Annotated in this window: 12 protein-coding genes and 3 pseudogenes; 5 read left to right on the forward strand and 10 right to left on the reverse strand. The window is 68.8% G+C overall.

From position 1 onward, the window contains the following. Positions 1-33 precede the first annotated feature (33 nt). From OG972_RS44360 to OG972_RS44375, 4 genes are all read right to left on the reverse strand, one after another. Positions 34-858, reverse strand: coding sequence for an isocitrate lyase/phosphoenolpyruvate mutase family protein (locus OG972_RS44360; RefSeq protein ID WP_266992214.1), 825 nt, complete (start codon positions 856-858; stop codon positions 34-36). Positions 859-939: 81 nt separating this feature from the next. Beyond that, the gene (locus tag OG972_RS44365; protein WP_266992215.1) at positions 940-1,104 is read right to left on the reverse strand and encodes a hypothetical protein; all 165 of its coding nucleotides are present in this window, start codon (positions 1,102-1,104) and stop codon (positions 940-942) included. Between the two features lie 33 nt (positions 1,105-1,137). Continuing rightward, the gene (locus OG972_RS44370; RefSeq protein WP_266992216.1) at positions 1,138-1,389 is read right to left on the reverse strand and encodes a hypothetical protein; all 252 of its coding nucleotides are present in this window, start codon (positions 1,387-1,389) and stop codon (positions 1,138-1,140) included. Beyond that, entirely contained in the window at positions 1,386-1,940 is a 555-nt protein-coding gene (locus OG972_RS44375) for a carboxymuconolactone decarboxylase family protein (protein ID WP_266992217.1), read from the reverse strand. The genes OG972_RS44370 and OG972_RS44375 overlap by 4 nt, the downstream gene beginning before the upstream one ends. Before the next feature lie 595 nt (positions 1,941-2,535). On the opposite strand from OG972_RS44375, the gene OG972_RS44380 reads away from it, so the two are divergent. The 3 genes from OG972_RS44380 to OG972_RS44390 all read left to right on the forward strand — a co-directional run bounded on the left by OG972_RS44380 (position 2,536) and on the right by OG972_RS44390 (position 3,834). Then, positions 2,536-2,889, forward strand: a complete 354-nt coding sequence (locus tag OG972_RS44380; RefSeq protein WP_266992218.1) for a Rid family hydrolase — start codon at positions 2,536-2,538, stop codon at positions 2,887-2,889. A 23-nt stretch (positions 2,890-2,912) separates the two neighbouring features. After that, positions 2,913-3,530: a TetR/AcrR family transcriptional regulator gene (locus tag OG972_RS44385; protein WP_266992219.1), complete on the forward strand. Its 618-nt coding sequence runs from the start codon at positions 2,913-2,915 to the stop codon at positions 3,528-3,530. Positions 3,531-3,642: 112 nt separating this feature from the next. Continuing rightward, positions 3,643-3,834, forward strand: a complete 192-nt coding sequence (locus OG972_RS44390) for an Ada metal-binding domain-containing protein (RefSeq protein WP_323135986.1) — start codon at positions 3,643-3,645, stop codon at positions 3,832-3,834. A gap of 473 nt (positions 3,835-4,307) precedes the next feature. Here OG972_RS44390 and OG972_RS44395 read toward each other — a convergent pair whose 3' ends face one another. Then, positions 4,308-4,892, reverse strand: coding sequence for a sigma-70 family RNA polymerase sigma factor (locus OG972_RS44395; RefSeq protein ID WP_266992220.1), 585 nt, complete (start codon positions 4,890-4,892; stop codon positions 4,308-4,310). 492 nt (positions 4,893-5,384) lie between these two features. Between OG972_RS44395 and OG972_RS44400 the strand changes: the two are divergent. Then, a pseudogene (locus OG972_RS44400) lies at positions 5,385-5,957 on the forward strand (IS6 family transposase); the annotation flags it as partial. On the opposite strand, the pseudogene OG972_RS44405 reads toward OG972_RS44400, so the two are convergent. Beyond that, a pseudogene (locus OG972_RS44405) lies at positions 5,949-8,057 on the reverse strand (ISAzo13 family transposase). The pseudogenes OG972_RS44400 and OG972_RS44405 sit on opposite strands and share 9 nt — an antisense overlap. An 8-nt stretch (positions 8,058-8,065) precedes the next feature. On the opposite strand from OG972_RS44405, the pseudogene OG972_RS44410 reads away from it, so the two are divergent. After that, a pseudogene (locus OG972_RS44410) lies at positions 8,066-8,272 on the forward strand (IS6 family transposase); the annotation flags it as partial. A gap of 270 nt (positions 8,273-8,542) precedes the next feature. Here OG972_RS44410 and OG972_RS44415 read toward each other — a convergent pair. The 4 genes from OG972_RS44415 to OG972_RS44430 form a co-directional block, all read right to left on the reverse strand. Then, positions 8,543-8,947 carry a hypothetical protein gene (locus OG972_RS44415; RefSeq protein WP_266992221.1) on the reverse strand — a complete coding sequence of 135 codons (405 nt, stop codon included), beginning with the start codon at positions 8,945-8,947 and terminating at the stop codon, positions 8,543-8,545. A gap of 230 nt (positions 8,948-9,177) precedes the next feature. Beyond that, entirely contained in the window at positions 9,178-13,209 is a 4,032-nt protein-coding gene (locus tag OG972_RS44420) for a carboxypeptidase regulatory-like domain-containing protein (protein ID WP_266992222.1), read from the reverse strand. Between the two features lie 66 nt (positions 13,210-13,275). After that, a complete protein-coding gene (locus tag OG972_RS44425; protein WP_266992223.1) occupies positions 13,276-13,422 on the reverse strand; it encodes a hypothetical protein in 147 nt (48 codons plus the stop codon). Positions 13,423-13,579: 157 nt separating this feature from the next. Further along, a complete protein-coding gene (locus OG972_RS44430; protein ID WP_266992224.1) occupies positions 13,580-16,522 on the reverse strand; it encodes an AAA family ATPase in 2,943 nt (980 codons plus the stop codon). Positions 16,523-17,523 lie beyond the last annotated feature (1,001 nt).

The following is a 17,523-nucleotide window of genomic DNA, read 5'->3' on the forward strand; positions in this document are numbered from 1 at the left end:
GTAGATGAGGAGCGGTGGTTCGTAGGGTTTGGGTTAGTTCTTGCCGCGGGCAAGCAGTTCGCTAATACGCTCGAAGCTCATACCTGTCGTCGCCGAGGCGAGGTCGCCCGCGAGGAGCGCCTTCGTGGCCTGTTCGAGTGCCCCCATCGCGTTGGTGTAGAGCAACGGACCCAAGCTGATGCGCTTGACCCCGGCCTGCTGCAGTTCAGCGACGGTCAGCACCTTGTCCGACGGAGACACCAGGACGTTGACCGGTGTCGGGGCGACCGCGGTGACGATCGCGACGAGTGCGTCGAGGTCGGGTGGGAACGGCGCGTAGACCACATCCGCGCCGACCTCAGCGAAGGCCGTCAGACGCCGAATGGTGTCGTCAAGATCGGGCCGTCCCTGGATGAAGTTGTCGGTGCGGCCGGTAACGACGATGCGCCCCTTGGAAGCGTCGACGGCGCTACGTACGCGATTGACTGCTTCGTCGAAGTCGCGGATCGGTTGATCGGGATTGCCCGAGGTGTCCTCCACCCCGATACCGGCCAGGCCAGACTCCACGGCGGCCTCAACGGTCGCGGCGACGTCTTCAGGCATGTCGCCATAACCGTCCTCGAAGTCTCCGTTGACGGGCAGCCCGGTGAGGCGGCCGAGCAGCCGCGCATGCTCAAGGTGCTCTTCGCGGGTGACTTCGTGACGCCCGTCGAGGCGGCCGAGCGTGGCGGCGATGGCCGCAGACGATGTCGCGATCGCCTCGAAGCCGGCATCGGCCAGCATCAGCGCCGAGAGGCCGTCCCATGCGTTCGGCATGACGAGGCCACCGTCGCGGGTGTGGAGCGCCATGAATTTCTCATAGAGTTCGGAGCCCGGCATGTCGAGCCTTTCCTGAATGATCGTTGAGTCAGTGAGGGGTTTGCCGGCTGGGTGCCGAGGCCGCGTCGAGGGTTCCGGCGATCAACCGGTGGGTGGGGTGTTGTTGGCGGCGGCGTGGAGCTTCTTAAAGCCGACCCAGCCCCAACAGACGAGATGACGCGCGATGAGTGGGTCGACGATGTCCGTGGACTCGACGAGGCGGGTCTGTTCGCCCGTCGGTGTCTGGCGCGGGTACTCCGAGGTCAACTGATGCCCGTCGGTGAGGTAGGTCCCGGTACGTCACCCAGTTCTCGAAGACCCCTTCGCGACGAAGAAGGCACGGATCGAATCGCGGCCCCGGACCACGGCAGAGCCCATGTCTCCCGACGAAAGCACTGCGGTGGGTGTTTCGATGACGCCGTCTGCCGCGTAGAGGTTGGCGATCTTGTCCGCGTCCTGGGCCAGCACGACTTCGTGCCGGGCGCGGAACACATGCTCGATCGCGCTCCCGCGTGCCGCGTCGGGCGCCGTCGGCTCCGGGTGCGGGCTCACTGGGCCACGGTCGTATCGACCGAGCCGACTGCGGGGATGTCGAGGTCGGTCTGGTTGACGTTGTTGATGAAGTTGGTGAGCAGGAATTGCACTGTAACCGCGACGATCGCCAGGATCTGCGGGTCGGTGTACCCGGCGCCTCGCACACCCGCGAGCTCGGCGTCGCTGACCTGCCCGCGGCTGTCGACCACCCGTTGCGCGAAGCGAGCGGCCGCGGCGCGTTTGGGATCGACCGAGCTCCCGGCGCGGCCGAGCTCGATGTCGTCGCCTGACATGCCGCCGAATTCGGTCGCGACGTAGGTGTGGATCGCCAGGCAGTAACTGCAGCCGTTGGCTTGCGACACGGCCAGCGCGATGCTGTGCCGGGTCTTCGCATCCAGAACCCGGCTCAAGGTGCCTTGCAGAGTCGTGACAACCTCGAGAACGGTCGGGTTCGACGCGATGGTCTTGAACATGTTCGGGACGAAGCCGAGCTGCGCACCAACGTTGTCGAGTATCCCCTGCGCGCCGGCGGGTACATCTTCTAGAGGGGGAACGTTCAGTCGTGACACAGCGAATCGACCTCCGGTCGGGGTGTGAGTAGTTGTCGTCGAGCCCAAGTCGGGCTCGTAGTGCTTCAGAGCTCCGCCGCAGGCCTTACCTGCGCTGGCCGCAACCTGGCCGGTGGCGTCGGTTGCGCCGGGCGCCTGGTGACCTGCATTGCGAGGGGTGACTCCGTCGGCGCCGAGTTCCGGATCTCTTCGCCACGGAACACGCATAAGAAGGACTATACAGACCACAAACTTCTACGCAACCCCTCCTCCAGGCAGGCCGAGTCGGCCACACTGAATGCAAGCGGGTCAATGTCGCATCGAATCAGTAAACTTGCAGGTCAGAGCCATATTAAGGCCACGCCGTGAGCCATTCGACCGGTCGGAACGAGGGAGTTTAAGCCGCCTCGAGCCAGGCCAGCTCGGGCCTGATCGATCGCTTGAATGGACTATTTAGACCAAACTTAGGTGAGGCTGGACTGAAACGAACGCAAGATCTCTCGGATCTGCCTGCGCCTCCACCTCGCGTCCATCTACGAGATGGTTTTCGCTGATATGACCGCCGCAACACCGTTCATCGACGCCAGGGTGTCGCGCCACATCGGCACCTACTCCGATGCGGTCGCGATCCCGGCCGGCGCCACGCAGGTCGTCCTGTCCGGCACCCCGGGATTTGCGGCCGGACCGAACCCGGCCGGAAGATTTCGCCGAGGAGGCCCGGCAAGCCTCGGACAACGTGTGCGAGGCGCTGCGGTGCGCGGGCGCCGAACTGAGCGACATCGTTCAGGTCCGGTCCTGGCTCACAGACCGCGACGACATCGACGCCAACGTGAAGGTTCGCAAGGACGTCATCTCTCACCGACCGGCCTATATGCTCGCAGTGGTGCCACAACTGATCCGGCCCAGTCTCCGCTTGGAGATCGAGGTCACCGCGGTTGTGACGCACTCCGCGGCCAAGCAGCACGAGTGAGTAACATGCCCGAGGGAGACACCGTGCCCGGAACCAGCGGTACACGCCGCACGCCACGCGGCCTGGAGACCCGTTCACGGATCGTTGATTCGGCAGCCAAGCTGTTCTATGTCAAGGGCGTCAACGCCACCACCCTCGATGACGTCCGGCTGGCCAGCAGCACCAGTAAGTCCCAGTTGTACAACCACTTCGAGGACAAACTCGTGCTGATCCACGCGGTGATCGACGTGCAGTCGAAGTTCGTCCTCGCCCGCGAGGAACAGCGCCTGCGCGGCGTGAAGACCCTCACCGGTCTGCGCCGCTGGCGTGACACCCTGGTACAGGCCAACTCGCTGCAGGACGGCTCGTACGGGTGCGCGCTGGGCGCGATGTCGGTTGAGCTGTCCGACAACGATGAGCAGTCCCGCCAAGCGCTCAACGCATCAATCGATGCCTGGCGGCGGATGCTCGTCGAAACGCTGACCCGGGTCCGCGTCCTCGGCATACTCGCCGAGGACGCGGACCCACAACGCTTGGGTACTGGTCTGCTGGCTGCCCTGCAGGGTGGTTACGTGCTTGCGCAGAACGCTCACAGCTCCGAGCCGATGGCCGTCGCGCTGGACATGGCCCTGGACCACATCGAATCCTTCGCTCGCAGCTGAGCCCACGTTCGCAGCTCCACGAGCGCGTTCGTTCCACGACACACTTCTCAGGCAGCCGCTGCCTCTTGAGGCCAGTTCGACATGCCTGCTCGACCCAAGAACACGGCGGACCATGCACACCGACTTCGGCACCTGCTATCAGGCCGTCACAGACAAGGACCGACGCTACGACGGCCAGTTCGTCACCGCGGTTCACACCACTGGCATCTATTGCCGGCCTTCCTGCCCGGCCCGGCTGCCACATGCCGAGAACGTGTCCTTCCACGTCGCTGCCGAGGCCCGGTGCATGCCTGTACACGTGTAGGCGAGCGAGGGGACCTATGCAGCCGCAGTTGGCTCATCGGCTCGTCGCGGCGGTCACATCAAGACGAAGACCTCGGACAGGGACCCTGCGAGCGCGTTTCCGTCGACATACCCGGCGTGGGTACCGTCCGCATCTGTGCCGCCGACCTCTACGGACCCCATATCAACCTCCACTGTCGCCGAAGCGCTCGGTACGTACTCGCTCAGGTGTATGTCCCAGGAGCACCAGGTAGGCAGCCGTCTTCTCGATGAACGCCGCCGTCCTTGTTAGTCCGGGGCGGCCCCTGTGGGCCCCTTCGGAGGTGAGCGCCCGGGGGGCGATTTCCTACCTCCGGCCCTTCGGGAAGGTGAGTTCTGGCGGCGCAGTCTCTCTCGTCCGCGCCGAGAGGACGACTGCCAAGCCCCCGGGACGTCTGCGGCTGCGGTGCGAGCCCCCTGGTCAGCACTGCCCGGGCCGACGTCGTCGCCGCTGCATCAGCCTGCAGCGCTGAGATGTCCGCTGGCTATCAGCTGAGCTCGCAGTTTCTTACGGGCGTCGAACATCGTCTTGTAGAGCGCGTTACGGTTCGTCTCCAGCTCACTGGCGAGCGTTTCCAGGGGGACCCCGTTGACGACGGCGGTGAAGACCTGCCGCTGGCGGGCGCTCAGTGCTGTCTCGACTGCGTCGCGCGCGGCTTCGACCAGCTCTCGCGCCTGCCAGTGGGTGACGGGGTCGATACCGGAGCGGTCGGGCACTTGCACCCATTCGTTCAAGTCGAACCGTGCATTTGAAACACGCCAGAAATGACGGCCCAGCTTGCTGGACACTTCAAGTACGACGAATCGGAACGCCCATGTGGTGAACTTGGCGTCGCCTCGAAATTCCTGGATTTTGTGCGTGATCCTCATCAGTGCGTCGGCGGCCGCCTGGTGGGCGAGATCGTTCAGCTCGGGCCCGGTAATTCGGTAACGAGGACCCCGGCGGAACACTTCGTCCATGGCGATCCGCACCAGCAGTTCGTACAGCTGCGTGCAGGCCTGCTCGTACTGCGGCCCTCGACCGCCCTCGAGCGCGTCCACCCAGGCGGCGGACTCCGGGTCGAGCTGCCCTCGGCCCGTGGCGGGCCCTGCTGCCGGGGCGCTGCCGCTGGTTCCGGCATGTCCATCCGGAGCCGAGCGGCACGTTTTTCTAACATCCGCAGAGTGCATGGTTCTCAATCCCCAGGTTATTCCGTACGGACAAGCCAATCACGAGACCATCTACAGGACGTCTACGCGGAGTCGCTGTTTTTCCTTTCGCCGTGCGCGCATCCTGGGATTTCACGGAAGGGGTTTCCGGCGTATTTCGACTAGGGACTCGCGCGCGGCGTGGGGCACGCTTTCCCGTACTGTCGCGACTGAACGTGCCCGAGATCGGCTGGTAGCGGTGGGACACAACTCGCTGGCAGATCGACGAGGACGACTCCGTCGTGTGGGCCGCCGGTGACCTCGCCGAGAGGCGCTGTCACGTTGACTGACCGGGTGGGATGATCTTCTGGTTGATCACGTTGGGAGGGGCCGTCCGTGGGGAGCATGTCGCCGTCGTACAGGGGTCACCGGTACCCGGTCGAGGTGATCTCCCATTGCGTGTGGTTGTACTTCCGGTTCCCGCTCAGCTTCCGCGAGGTCGAGGAGCTGATGCTCCAGCGAGGCGTCATCGCCTCCTACGAGACAGTGCGCCGCTGATGCGCCAAGTTCGGCCAGGCCTACGCGAACCGACTGCGCCGCCGCCGGCCCCGGCCCGGGGACAAGTGGCACCTGGACGAGATGTTCGTCAGGATCAACGGGGGGCTGAAGTATCTGTGGCGGGCCGTCGACCAGGACGGCAACGTCCTGGACATTCTCGTCCAGAACCGGCGGGACAAGGCCGCCGCCCGACGCTTCTTCCGCAGGCTGATGAAGAAGACCCGGTCGGTGCCGAGGGTGGTCGTCACGGACAAGCTCCGCTCCTACGGCGCGGCCCACCGCGAGGCGATGCCGTCGGCCGAGCACCGTTCGCACAAGGGACTGAACAACCGGGCCGAGAACAGCCACCAGCCCACCAGGCAACGCGAACGGGCGATGAAAGGCTTTCGTTCCGTCGGGGGCTGTAAAAAATCAACGTGGTGATTCGGCCTTCTGCGGAGCGTTTTCGGGTGGTGCCACGGAGGCGAGGAGGTCCGCTGCGGTGCGGAAGGGCGTGGCCGGTGTCGGGAGGTGGCCGTCTTCCTCCAGGAGGGGGCGGAGGTCACGGAAGATGGTGCCGATGGTCTGCGGGGTGACGTCGAACAGGTCAGCGAGTACCTGTCGGGTGCATACGGTGCGCTGGTGGAGGACTGCGATCAGGATGCGTTCCGCGTGGAGGATCTTCTGGTGGAAGGCGCCTCCGTTCGTCCCGGGCTGACGCGGCCCGCCGCGCCGCTGGTAGCGGCGCCGTTCCCGCAGGGCCGTATACCTCACCAGCAGCCGATCGGTCAGTTTCTGCAGGTCCTCGCGGCTCATGCCGGTCAGTGACGGGTCGGTCAGCACCGTGGAGATGTCCGACCGCCGGGGCGGGGTGGCGGAGCCAGTCCGTACGAAGGCGAGGACCTCCTGCGCCTGGGTGAAGTGCAAGGCGGTGGGGGTGATGGCGTAGTGGTGCTCGTCCAGCACAGGCCGGGTCTCCCTGATTGCCTGGCCGATCGCCGGCGGGGTGACCTGGAGGATCTCGGCCAGGACTTTCTGGGCGCACACCTGCCGCAGATGCAGGACGGTGATCAGGAGGCGGTCCCTGGCCGAGAGCAGGGACCGGCCGTGGGCTCCCGGTACCTGGCGGCGTTTCCCGCCGCGCTGCTGGTGGCGGAGTTCTTCGCGCCGTGCGGCCTGGGCGGGGGCCAGGCGCCGGGCCATCGCGTCCAGTTCTTCGTGGTTCATCCCGGTCAGGCGCGGGTCGGACAGCAGCTCAAGGTCCGCTGCCCGCTCCAGCAGCGGGGCCTTCCCGGGGGCCGCCGGGACGGTGGGCTTGTCCGCGGGGCGGATGGTGTAGTTCCAGGTGCCGCGCTCGGTGTGCGGCTCGAGGGGAAGTGCCTTCATGCGGTCGGTGCCGACCGTGACGCCGGTGGGATAGGCGCCGGTGTCCAGGGCGGCCTCGACCCGTAGCCCGGTGCGGGTCCGGGTTGAGGCGATGGTCTGGACGACGACTTCGTGGCTGGTCAGCGGCCGGCCGCGCCAGTTCATCGTGATGTGGGAGAACAGCCGATGCTCAATTTTATTCCATTTTGAAGCACCCGGCGGAAAGTGACACACCGTAATCTTCAGGCCCGTCTCGGCGGCCAGCGCGGCCAGTTCGGCCTTTTAGACCCGGCTGCGATAACCGTTGGAGCCACCCGCGTCCGCGGTGATCAGCAACCGGGTGGCCTGCGGGTAGTCGTCTCGTCCGCGAGCCTGCCACCAACGGCGGATGGACGCGACCGCGAAGGCGGCCGTGTCGTGGTCGCACCCGACGTTGACCCAGCCGGTATCGGCGGTGAGGTCGTAGACACCGTAGGGAATGGCCTGCTCGGCGTCGGGCCGGGCACAGAAGAAGAAGCTGTGGTCCTCCACCTTGACCGGCTCGCCCTTCGGGCGCCACTCACGGCCGGCGTTGGGCAGCTGGCCGAGCTTCTCCTTCTTCTTGGCATCCACGCTGATGACCGGCTCCCCGGCACCCTGGTGCTGCTTGACCTGCTCGTTGATGTAGCGGAACTGGGCGTCCCGGTCAGGGTGCTGCCTGCCCTCCAGAGTCTTGGCGTTGACCTGGAGACTGAAGCCGTTCTCCCGCAGCAGCCGGCCCACCGTGGGCGCCGAGACGGGATGCCCCTGCCCGGCGAGCTCCTCGGCCAGGTGCCGCAGCGACTTGGTCGTCCAGCGCAACGGCGATATGGGATCACCCCGCTCGTCCGGCTCGACCAGCGCCAGCAGAGCCGGAACGAGCCGCGGGTCCAGCTCCTCGGCACTCTTGCGCCCGCCACCACAGCGGCGAACCCTCCACCCGGGCAGCGGATCCTCGCCGCCCTCCAGCTCGAAGACCCCCTTCCGCACCGTCGTTTCGCTCACGCCCGCAGTGCGCGCGACGGCCCGGACCCCGCCATGGCCCAGCAGCCGGGCCTCGGTGGCCAGCGCCAGCCGCTGCTGCCGCTCATCCAGATGCGGAAACAACACCCCGAACCTCAGGGCGAGTTGATCACGAACCTCACTCGGTATGCGCATACCAGACCAACGCGCCAGAGCCCCCAAAGCAACGCGTTGATTCTTTACAAGCCCCCGGCGGGGCCCAGCGGTTCCTGTCCGCGTTCAGTGGCATCTCACCCCACTTCCGGCCCCACCGCCACCTGATGAGCGCCCCCGACCACCGAGCCGAGATGACCATCCGCTTCGCCATCTGGGACCAGATCACTGGCGCTGTCGGCCGGCCCACCACGGCCTGTACACAGGCCCGGACCGCGGGCCCACCATGCCCCGACACGCCGTCAGACACCCACACACCCGACAACGTGACAACGCCCTGCACCTGCCTCCAGAGGGGGCACCTCTCGATGTGCCCGCCGTCGACCTCCGCGTCTCTTCAACCGGCAGAAGCAGGCAGATCCAGGACGACAGCTGCCCGCTCCCCGTCCACAGGTCCGCGACCTGTGGGTCGTCCAGCACGGACTGGGTGAGCTCGTGCGCGGAGGGGTTGTCGTACTGCCCAGCGGTCAGCCGGGGGACTGCGCGTCGGGTCCAGGTACTCCTGGTGGTCGCCGGAGAACTGCCAGTCGATAAAGAGCGCGTATCCGTGGCCGTTGGTCGACGGGTCCAGGGTCAGCCCCCGCCGGCAGCGCCGCACTGGCGGCGTCGTCCGAGGTCCAGAACTCGACACCGATCACGTCACCGGCGTAGTGCCACGGCGGGGCGGAAACGATGTTGGCGGCCCCGCGCGGGCTGAGCGGCAGGCTGTATCCGAGCAGTTCCCCCGGCGGGACGAGGTCGTCCGTCCCGGCGGCCGTTTCCGGCGCCGGTGCCTGCTGCCCGCTCGCCCGCTCGTCCGCCAGCGCGGGGGCGGCCATCTCTGTGGTGGCGACGGACGCCAGTCCGCCGGCGAGCAGATGACGCCGGCGCATGTCTCCTGAGCCCAGGTGATGGTCTGTCACTTACTGTGTCTCGGACGGGAATTACCGGGGCGCGTGCGACCCGGTACGGGCACGCGTTGCGCTCAGTGAATCCCGCCACCGGTGACGAAACGCTGCCGGATCAGTGACGTGCGCCGGACTGCGACATGGGGACGCCCCCGGCCGGGGAGGGCCGGGAGCGTCCTGGTCACTGTGCTTCGGATGCCGGATTCGAGAGGCCGTCAGATTCCGGGGTCATGCTGGGACTCGGTTACGTGGAAGGTGACCGCAACCGGCTTGTAGACGTACGGGCTGTCGGTGGTGAGGTCAAGGTTGGCCCGGTAGTCACCGGGGTCGGGGAGCACGGTGGCGTCGGCGGAGATCAGCACATGCGCCGACTGACCCGGAGCGAGGACGATCGAGGTCTTGTTCTCCGAGAGCCAGGAGACCTGCTCGCCGCCGCACTGGGTGTAGCCCGGCAGGGTACTGGCCAAAGCCGTGCCCGTGGGGAAGAAGCTGAGCAACGTCGCCCCGCCGACCTCGTTGAGGCCGCAGCCGGTGCCGCTGGAACGGAAGGCCGGCGACGGGGCGTTGGGCAGGTTGCCCCATGTGTTGGTCACCGGGTCGTACTGCAGGGTCTCGTTGGTGATGCTGGCGTGCCCGCCTGGGAACACCACGCCGCCGGCGACCTGGAGCTCGCCGTTGGCACCGTTGGCCACACTGCCCCACAGCGCGTGCGGCAGGTCCGTGAGCCGGGTCCAGGCGTCGGTGTGCGGGTTGTAGGCGTACGTGCTGCTCAGCGCGACCGAGTCGCCCTCCGGGCTACGGGTGACACCGCCGGCACAGACGATCTCCTTGACCAGTCCGGCGCACGCGCTCCACTGCACGGCCACGGGGAAGTCGGCCACCCGCGTCCACCGGTCGTACTGCGGGGAGTAGCGGTAGACCACCGATTCCGGTGCGGTGCACCCTGCGGAGCAGCCGCCGATGACGTACAGCCGGCCGTCGAGCACGGCGGTGGTCGCGGAGCCCAGGGCCGTGGGCAGGTCGGCCTTTCGGGACCAGGTGTTCTTCGCGGCGTCGTAGGCGTAGGTCGCCTTGACGTCCAGCGCCTTGGTGCCGTCGGGGCTGAGGCCCCAGCCGCCGGTCTCGTACAGTGTGCCGTCGACGAAGGCGGCCGAGGAGGCCGACAGCGTCTGCGGCAGGTCGGCGATCCGGCTCCAGGCGGCGGTGGCCGGGTCGTACACGTAGGCGTGCGCCGATTCCCGGCCACGGAAAAGACTTTCCTCGCCGCCGAGCGAGTACGTCTTGCCCTGGTAGCTGGCGATGGCGTTGTCCATGATCTGTTCGGGGTAGTTGGGCAGGGACTGCCAACTGTCCGGGGTCGGGACCGTGCCGCCGGCCGGGTCCGGTGCCGGGTCCGTGTGGCCGCCCGCGCCCCCGGTGATCGGGCCGGTCGGGAAGGTGCCCTTCACATACTGTCGCGGGGCGCCCTTGCCGAGGGCCGGGTCCTTCCCATCGGGCGTGGTGTAGCCGGTGTTCTGCTCACCCAGGGTGATGTGCAGCGGGGCGTGCCCGGTGTTGGTGAGGGTGACCGTGCCGTTGGTCCTCCCGGAGTGGTCCCCTATCCGGCCGTTGAGCAGGGCCGTGTCCGGGGTGACCGTCAGCTGCCCGGCGCGCAGGGTGATGTCCTGGGTCGTGACCGCGTCCGCGGCGGTGGTGGCGGTGGTGGTCGCGGTGGTGTACCTGTTGGCCGCCGTGGTGTACGTGTGCTCGCCGGGGTCCTTGCGGAACATCCAGTAGAAGCCGTCGGACAGGTTCGGGTCGTCCGGGGTGGCCGCCGTGCCGACGGTGCTCTCGGCCGGGCCGACGGCGGTCACGGTCGCGCCGTCTATCGGTCGGCCGGTGTTGCCGTCGCGGACGGTGCCGGAGACCAGGCCGCCGGCGACCGGGCCGCAGGTTCCCACCGTGATGTTGTCCAGTTCCCAGATCGTCTGACCCTTGCCCGTGAAGTGGAACCGGACCTTGACGTCGTCGTGGCCGCGCGCGGCGGTCAGCGGGAGGGAGACGTGGCCCCGGACCTGGACGCCGCTGCCGCCCTTGTGCCACACCGATGCCCACGTCTCGCCGCCGTCGGTGCTGAGGGCGACATCCGCGGTGGTGTCGGCGTTCCCGAGGAACGCGGTGTCGAACTGCAGGCTCTCCTCGTTGTGCGTCAGGTCCATGGCGGGCGTGGTCAGTACCGCGTCCTCGGCCGCGCCGCCGTGGTCGAACGGGTCGGCCGCGGCGAAGTTTCCGGTGCCGCCGGTGAGGTTCCACTGCCCGGAGTCGAATTCCCAGGCGTGTCCGGAGGCGCCGTTGTCGGCGGCCGTCCAGTCGTGCTGGGAAGTTGTGCCGGACCAGTTCTCGAAGTCGGTCTGAGCCGGGTAGGCGTAGCCGGGCGCGCCGCACTGCTTCAGGTCGGCGCCGAGGCTCACGTCACGCCGCACGTCGGAGGTGCCGACGGAGACCCGCGCGGTGGTCGTCTCATAGCCCGGGTAGACCGGCGTCACGTGCAGGGTGTAGTCGGCCTGCTGCGGCAGTTCGACGGAGTAGGCGCCGGTCTTCGGGTCGGTGTAGAGAGGGCCGTCCGGGTAGCCGTCGACGGTGACCTTGGCGTACAGCGGCCAGCCGTGGCCCGACCCGTCGGTGATCTCTCCGGTGATCTTCTCGCTCGGCACCTTGGCCAGGGAGATGTCCAGGCTGCGGGTGCTGTTCAACGCGACGGTCACGTCCTCGGGGCTCGACGTGCCGTAACCGTACCCGCTCGCCGTCACACCGTAGGCGCCGGCCGCGGCCGACACATGGTAGGCGCCGGAGCTGTCTGTGCTGCCGTGGAAGGTGAGCCCGTTGTCCTTGCCGGTCAGCACGACGCTCGCCCCGGACAGCGGAGCGCCGGTGACTCGGTCGGTGACGTGGCCGATGACCGTGCCGTGCGGCGCCTGCTTCAGCGCCTCGACGCCGTTCGGAGTGCCGAGGCCGGTCGGCCCGTCCCATCCGGGGCCCGTGTCGCAGAGCACGGTGGCGCAGGTGCCGCTGCTGCCCCGGGTCACGTCGAAGAGGTGGTTGCCCTGGTCGGCATACGGGTACGTGACGGGGTGCGCGTCCTCGGCCGGGGTGCCGGCGAGGGCGTACATGGCCGCGACGAGCGGCGAGGCCAGGCTGGTGCCGCCGATCTGGAGCCAGCCGTTCTCGCCCAGGGTGTCGTACACGGCCAGGCCGCTGGCCGGGTCGGCGTCGGCGGCGATGTCCGCGGTGGCGCGCATGGCGCAGTCGGTCGCCAGATCCGTCTGGTACGCGGGCTGCGGTTCGTACAGCGAGCAGCCGCTGCCCGCCCTGTTCCAGGCCGCCTCGGTCCAGCCCCGGTCGGTCTCCGGGGCGCGGGTGAGCCTGGTGCCGCCGACCGCGACGACGTTGGGGTCGGAGGACGGCCACAGCACCGTTTCCGCGTCGTCACCGGAGGCGGCGGTGACGACGACGCCCGGGTGGTCGTAGTGCGTCATCCCCGTCTCTTCGGGAAACTCGCCGGGGACACCGTAGGAGTTGGACACGAACTTCGCGCCGAGCCGGACGGCGGTCTCGGCAGCCGCGCCGAGATCGTCGACGCTGCTGATGTCGGCCTGCACCAGCAGGATGTGGCACTTGGGGCACACCGAGGAGACCGCGTCGAGGTCGAGAGCGGTCTCCCCGGCCCAACCGGCGTCGTCCGCGGGGTAGTCGGTGCCGCCGCGTTGGTCGACCTTGCGGAAGCAGCCGTTCGCGGAGGTGCACTCCGGCATCCCGAACTGCTCCCGGTAGTGGGCGAGGTCTTCCTCCGCCTTGGAGTATCCGAAGGCGTCGACCAGGGCCACGGTCTGGCCCTCGCCGCCGTCGGGGAGCCGGTAGGCGTCCTGGATGTCCTTCGGCGTCAGCGAGGTGGGCACCGGTCCGTCGGTGTCCGCCATGACCCGGTGCTCGGAGTTGGTGGCGATCATCGCCTGGCAGCGCGCGCGGTTCCGGGAGGGATCGGGTGCGTTGCAGCCGGCGGGGGTGTAGGCGGGCAGGGAGGAGGCGAGTTGGGGCGGCACCGCCAGGTGGTCGGCGTCCGTCCGCTGCTGGGACGAGGCCTGGACCGTCGCGCTCTGTGCGGGAGAGGCCGCCAGGGCGGACGTCGGGCCGGCTATCAGCATGCCGAGGCCGAGACAGCCGGCCAGCAGCGCCGAGACAGGTGCGCTTGCGCGCCCATGTCTGAACATGGAGAGGAAGCCCTTTCGTAGGGTGGGATCGGGCCCTGTGCCGTAGGGGCGGTGGGCTGCGCCGAACTACAACGGCTCGTAGCCGCTGGGGCGTTCGCCTGCCGGCCCCAGGTCCGGTACGGGGTCCAGGGCGGGCAAAGGTTCGCCCGCGACGTCGGATTCGACGCAAACCGAGTCGTCGGGGATGGAACAGGGGCGCTCTGCAGTACTCATCCACACCAATCCTCGAGGGCCCGTTGGCAGGGCCGCGTCATCTGACAAACGCGAGTATCTACAAGCCGAACGCCCGTAGCAATTAGGCAGATGGCCTAAAGAACTGCGGAGACGGGGCGGTTGCGGTGGGCAAGTCGCCCCGAAACCGCCCCACCGGTCAGGTCTCCTCGGCCGTCGTCCCGGCCGTCGCCCGCTCCTGGGTGATCCGGACGGCCAGCGCCGTCCGCGTCGACACCTCGTGCTTGCGCATCGCCGAATTGAGCTGCGCTGCCACCGTCTTGGGAGAGCGCGACAGCGCGGCGGCGATCTCACGGTTGGTCAGGCCCTCGAGCATCAGCCCGACCACTTCCAGCTCGCGCGGCGACAGCTGGTCGCCGTATCCCCGTCGCCCGCCACGCCACACGACGCGGTGCGCCACGTCGCTCGCGCGCAGCCGACGCAGCACTCGTTCGGCGTCGCGCCCGGCGCCCAGCCTGCTGAACTCACTCCGCACGTACTCCAGTTCGCCACCGGTTTGTTCCCGTTGGCCGGCCGCCAGCAGACACTGCGCGCGATTCTCACGGCAGCGCAGCTCCTCGTAGGGCGCGGGCAGCGCCTGCCACGCACGCGCCGCCTTCTCCCACGCGGCGGCCGCCTCCGGGAACTCTTGCCGTCCGGCGTGAACCGCCGCCCGGCACATCAGCAGCGCCGCCGCCTGCCGCGGCCGGCGGCGGCCCCGCAGTCCCTCTTCGAACCCGGCGGTCAGCAGCTCCGCCTCCGCCTGTGCGCCCGTCCCGGCCAGTGCCGCGACCCGTGGCGGGACCACGTCCACGGCCCACAGCCACAGTCCCTTGCGGGCGAGGCGGGCCACCGGCTCCTCGGTCAGCGCGAGTGCCTCGTCCAGCGCGCCCGCGGTCAGCGCCAGTGCGGACAGGGCTCCGGACGCCTCGACCGCGATGTCGGTCAGTCCGCGGCGCACGCACTCGTCGCGTACCGCCCGCAGATCCGCCTCCACGGACGCCTGCCCCTGCCCGCGTGCGGCGCGCAGGCGGGCGTGCACCAGCCGGGCGTCCAGGCGGATCAGCGGCTCACCATCCACATCCAGCCATTCGGCGAGCCGGTCCTCAAGACCGTCCCAGCGCCCGGCGTACCAGTCCAGGTGGATCAGGGTGACGACCGCCAGGTCCTTCAGGCGCTGGTAGTCGTGGCGGCCGGCGATGTCCACGGCTGCCGTGAGCCGGCGACGTGCGTCCGCGTAGTGCCCGAACTTCATCACACTGTGGCCCGCGTTGAGCGCGCCGCGGGCAAGGTGCTGGGCGATCTGCGGATCCGACTCGTCGGTACCCAGTCCGTCGGCGAGCGCCACTCCCCGCTCCTCGCCCAGGTCCAGCAGGGCGGTCATCCGGTCGACCACCAAGGAGAGCCGCTCGACCGGCGTGACGGACGACTGCTCCAGGGCCTGCTCCGCGCGGTCCAGCCAGCCCAGATGCACCTGCACCGGCCAGGATGTGCCGACCGGCACGCCCAGCGCGGTCATCGCCCAGATCACCGGGTACGTCCGGTCGGTCAGCTCGGGGACCACCCGTTCCAGTTCGGCCGCCGCCGCCGCGTGCTCTCCGCTGTAGATGAACATCCTGGCGATCTGCGTCCTGAGTTCCGTGCGTTCCGGCCCGCCGAGGGGGCCGCCGTCCAGGAGAGCGCGCAGTGTGGCGGCGACTTCGTCGCGCCGGGAGTAGCCCGTGAAGGCGTGCAGCGGCATCTTCCGTACCAGCGGCGCTACGTCCGCTGCCGGACAACCGGGGTCGGTGATGAGTGCGTGCAGCGAGGTGACCGCTGCCAGATGGTCGCCCGACGCCAACGCGAGGTCGGCGGCCTGTTCGGCGTACTGTCGCCATCGGACGGTGTCGCCCGCCTCCCGGAAGTGGCGGGCGAGCCGGCCCACCGGTGGGCCGGCCTGCTCCGCCAGGACCTGCGCGGCCCGGCGATGCGTCCTGCGGCGTGCGGTGGCCGCCACCCTGTCGTAGACCGCCCTGGCCGCCAGCCGGTGCCGGAAGGCGACCCGGCCGGAGGCGTCCTCGGTCAGCAGGCTGCTGGACAGCGCCTCCTCCAGCCCCGCTGCCGCCCGCTGCTCCGGCAGTCCGGCGACAGCGGCCAGCACAGTGTCCTCCGCCGGGTCGGACAGGACGGCGGCGGCCAGCAGCATCTGCTGCGCATCGCGTCCCAGCCGTACGACGCGCTCGGCGACGGCGTCCCGGATCGTCGGCGGTACGACGATGTCGCCGAGCGTCCGCCGCACCCACTCACCGCCCTGGCGGACGACGTCCGTGCGGTCCCTGAGTAGCCGCACGCACTCCTCCAGGGCCAGTGGCACTCCCTCAGTGCGGTCGTGCAGGAACGCGACGAAGGCGTCGGAGACGTGTTCGTCGTCCAGCATGGACGAGACGAGTTCGGCCGTCGCCGGCACCGGCAGCCCGCCCAGGTGGAGCCGCACCAGGCCGCCCGCGGGCAGCCGCGACGACAGCCGCAGCAGCAACGAGTCAGCTTCCACGTCCTCCGGACGGTACGTCAGCACCAGGGTCAGCGGCATGGAGCTGCGGGACGCCAGCAGCATCAGGAAGTCCAGGGTGGTCTCGTCGGCCCAGTGCACGTCCTCCACGACCAGCACCTCGACCTCGAGGCCCGCCAGGAGCTCCGCTAGCGCGCTCAGCAGCCGGAACCTGGCCGCGCTGGCATCGGCCAGCGGCTCCGGCGGCGACGGCAGAATGTCCGCCCACTCCGGGAAGAGCGGACGCAGGGTGCCCGCCAGCGCCGAGAGCCGCAGGCCGGCGACAGAGGCGCTGCCGTGGCGCAGGGCCTCCACGACCGGGCCGAGGGTCAGCGCCTCGCGGAACGGTGGGCAGACGGCCGTCAGGAAACGCGGTCCGTGGATGTCCGAGGCCTTCAGCGCCTCCCGCACCAGGCGGCTCTTGCCGATCCCCGCCTCGCCCTCGACCAGGACAAGCGTCGCGGGGCCGGTCAACGCAGCGGTGAGCGAGGCCAGTTCGGCCCGCCGGCCGACGAACCGCGGACTGCCGGGGGGATCACCCGCGCCGGACCCGCCCGATCCCGCAGTTCGCTGCACCCGCTCGCCTTTCCCCAGGGCCACCTGACTCGCGAGACAAGCCATCTCGCCCGCCTCGACCTCGCCCTCACCGCCTGAACGAATTAACCACCAGGATCGGCAGACGGCAGAAAATTGAAGGCCCGTGCGGGCGCCGCGGACCGCCGACATCAATTTTCACCCGCGGTGCCCGCACTACTGCCGTCTCGCAGGGACGAGCGGCCTGCATGGGCATCGTGCTGACCGCAGACGTCGTGGCGGTCCTTGGGTTCCAGCCGGGGGGAGACGCCGGTACCCAAGGACTACTATCGATTCAAGCCGTAATGCGGTTCATCGTCAAGGACGATCTAGTCCTCTTGTGTTAGTAAGTGTGCGGATTCTCGACGGAGCTGTCGTCAATAAGGGCCTATATGGTCCTCTTTGATGGAGAGTGCCGCCAACGGCGCGTCACGCCACGCGTCGGCGCCGTCCGGAAGCCGGCAGAGCACGTGGAGAAGCTCTTCGAGCTGAAGGGCCAGCAGTGACTGACCTTCGAACCGAGTGGTGGACGTCGGCCCGGGATCCGGTCCCGGGCCTGGCCGGCTTGCAGTGCCTTGCCCCGCGGCTGCTTGCTCAGGCCGGGTGCCCCATTGCTCAAGGCCGGGGCGACCTCCCTGCAGCCGCCCTGTGCAGGCACTGCCGCACGAGGCAGCCGTAGGGGCCGGGACAGGGTCGCCTCGAGCGCGGAGCAAGAACCCGAGCCGGTAACGACCCGCTGAAGACTGCCGGAGGTGTGGGACACCGCCCTCTACGGAGCCATCGCCCACCTGCAGACCTTCGAGACATGCCGTCCGGCCGAGGATGCAGCGTCTGCCGAAGCAATGGCATGAGGTCCCGGGCAGGGACTGGGCCCGGAATGCGAACGGCCGCCCCTGGCGCGGAGGAGCCCGACGCAGCCGCGTCCATGCGGGACGCCGCACTTTCGGCGGGCCGAACCGACTGCCGCCAGCCCCGGTCCGGGCAACCAAGGCATTCGCCGGGCC

It is taken from the genome of Streptomyces sp. NBC_01669, assembly GCF_026339735.1.
In the GTDB taxonomy this organism is placed as follows: domain Bacteria; phylum Actinomycetota; class Actinomycetes; order Streptomycetales; family Streptomycetaceae; genus Streptomyces; species Streptomyces yanii.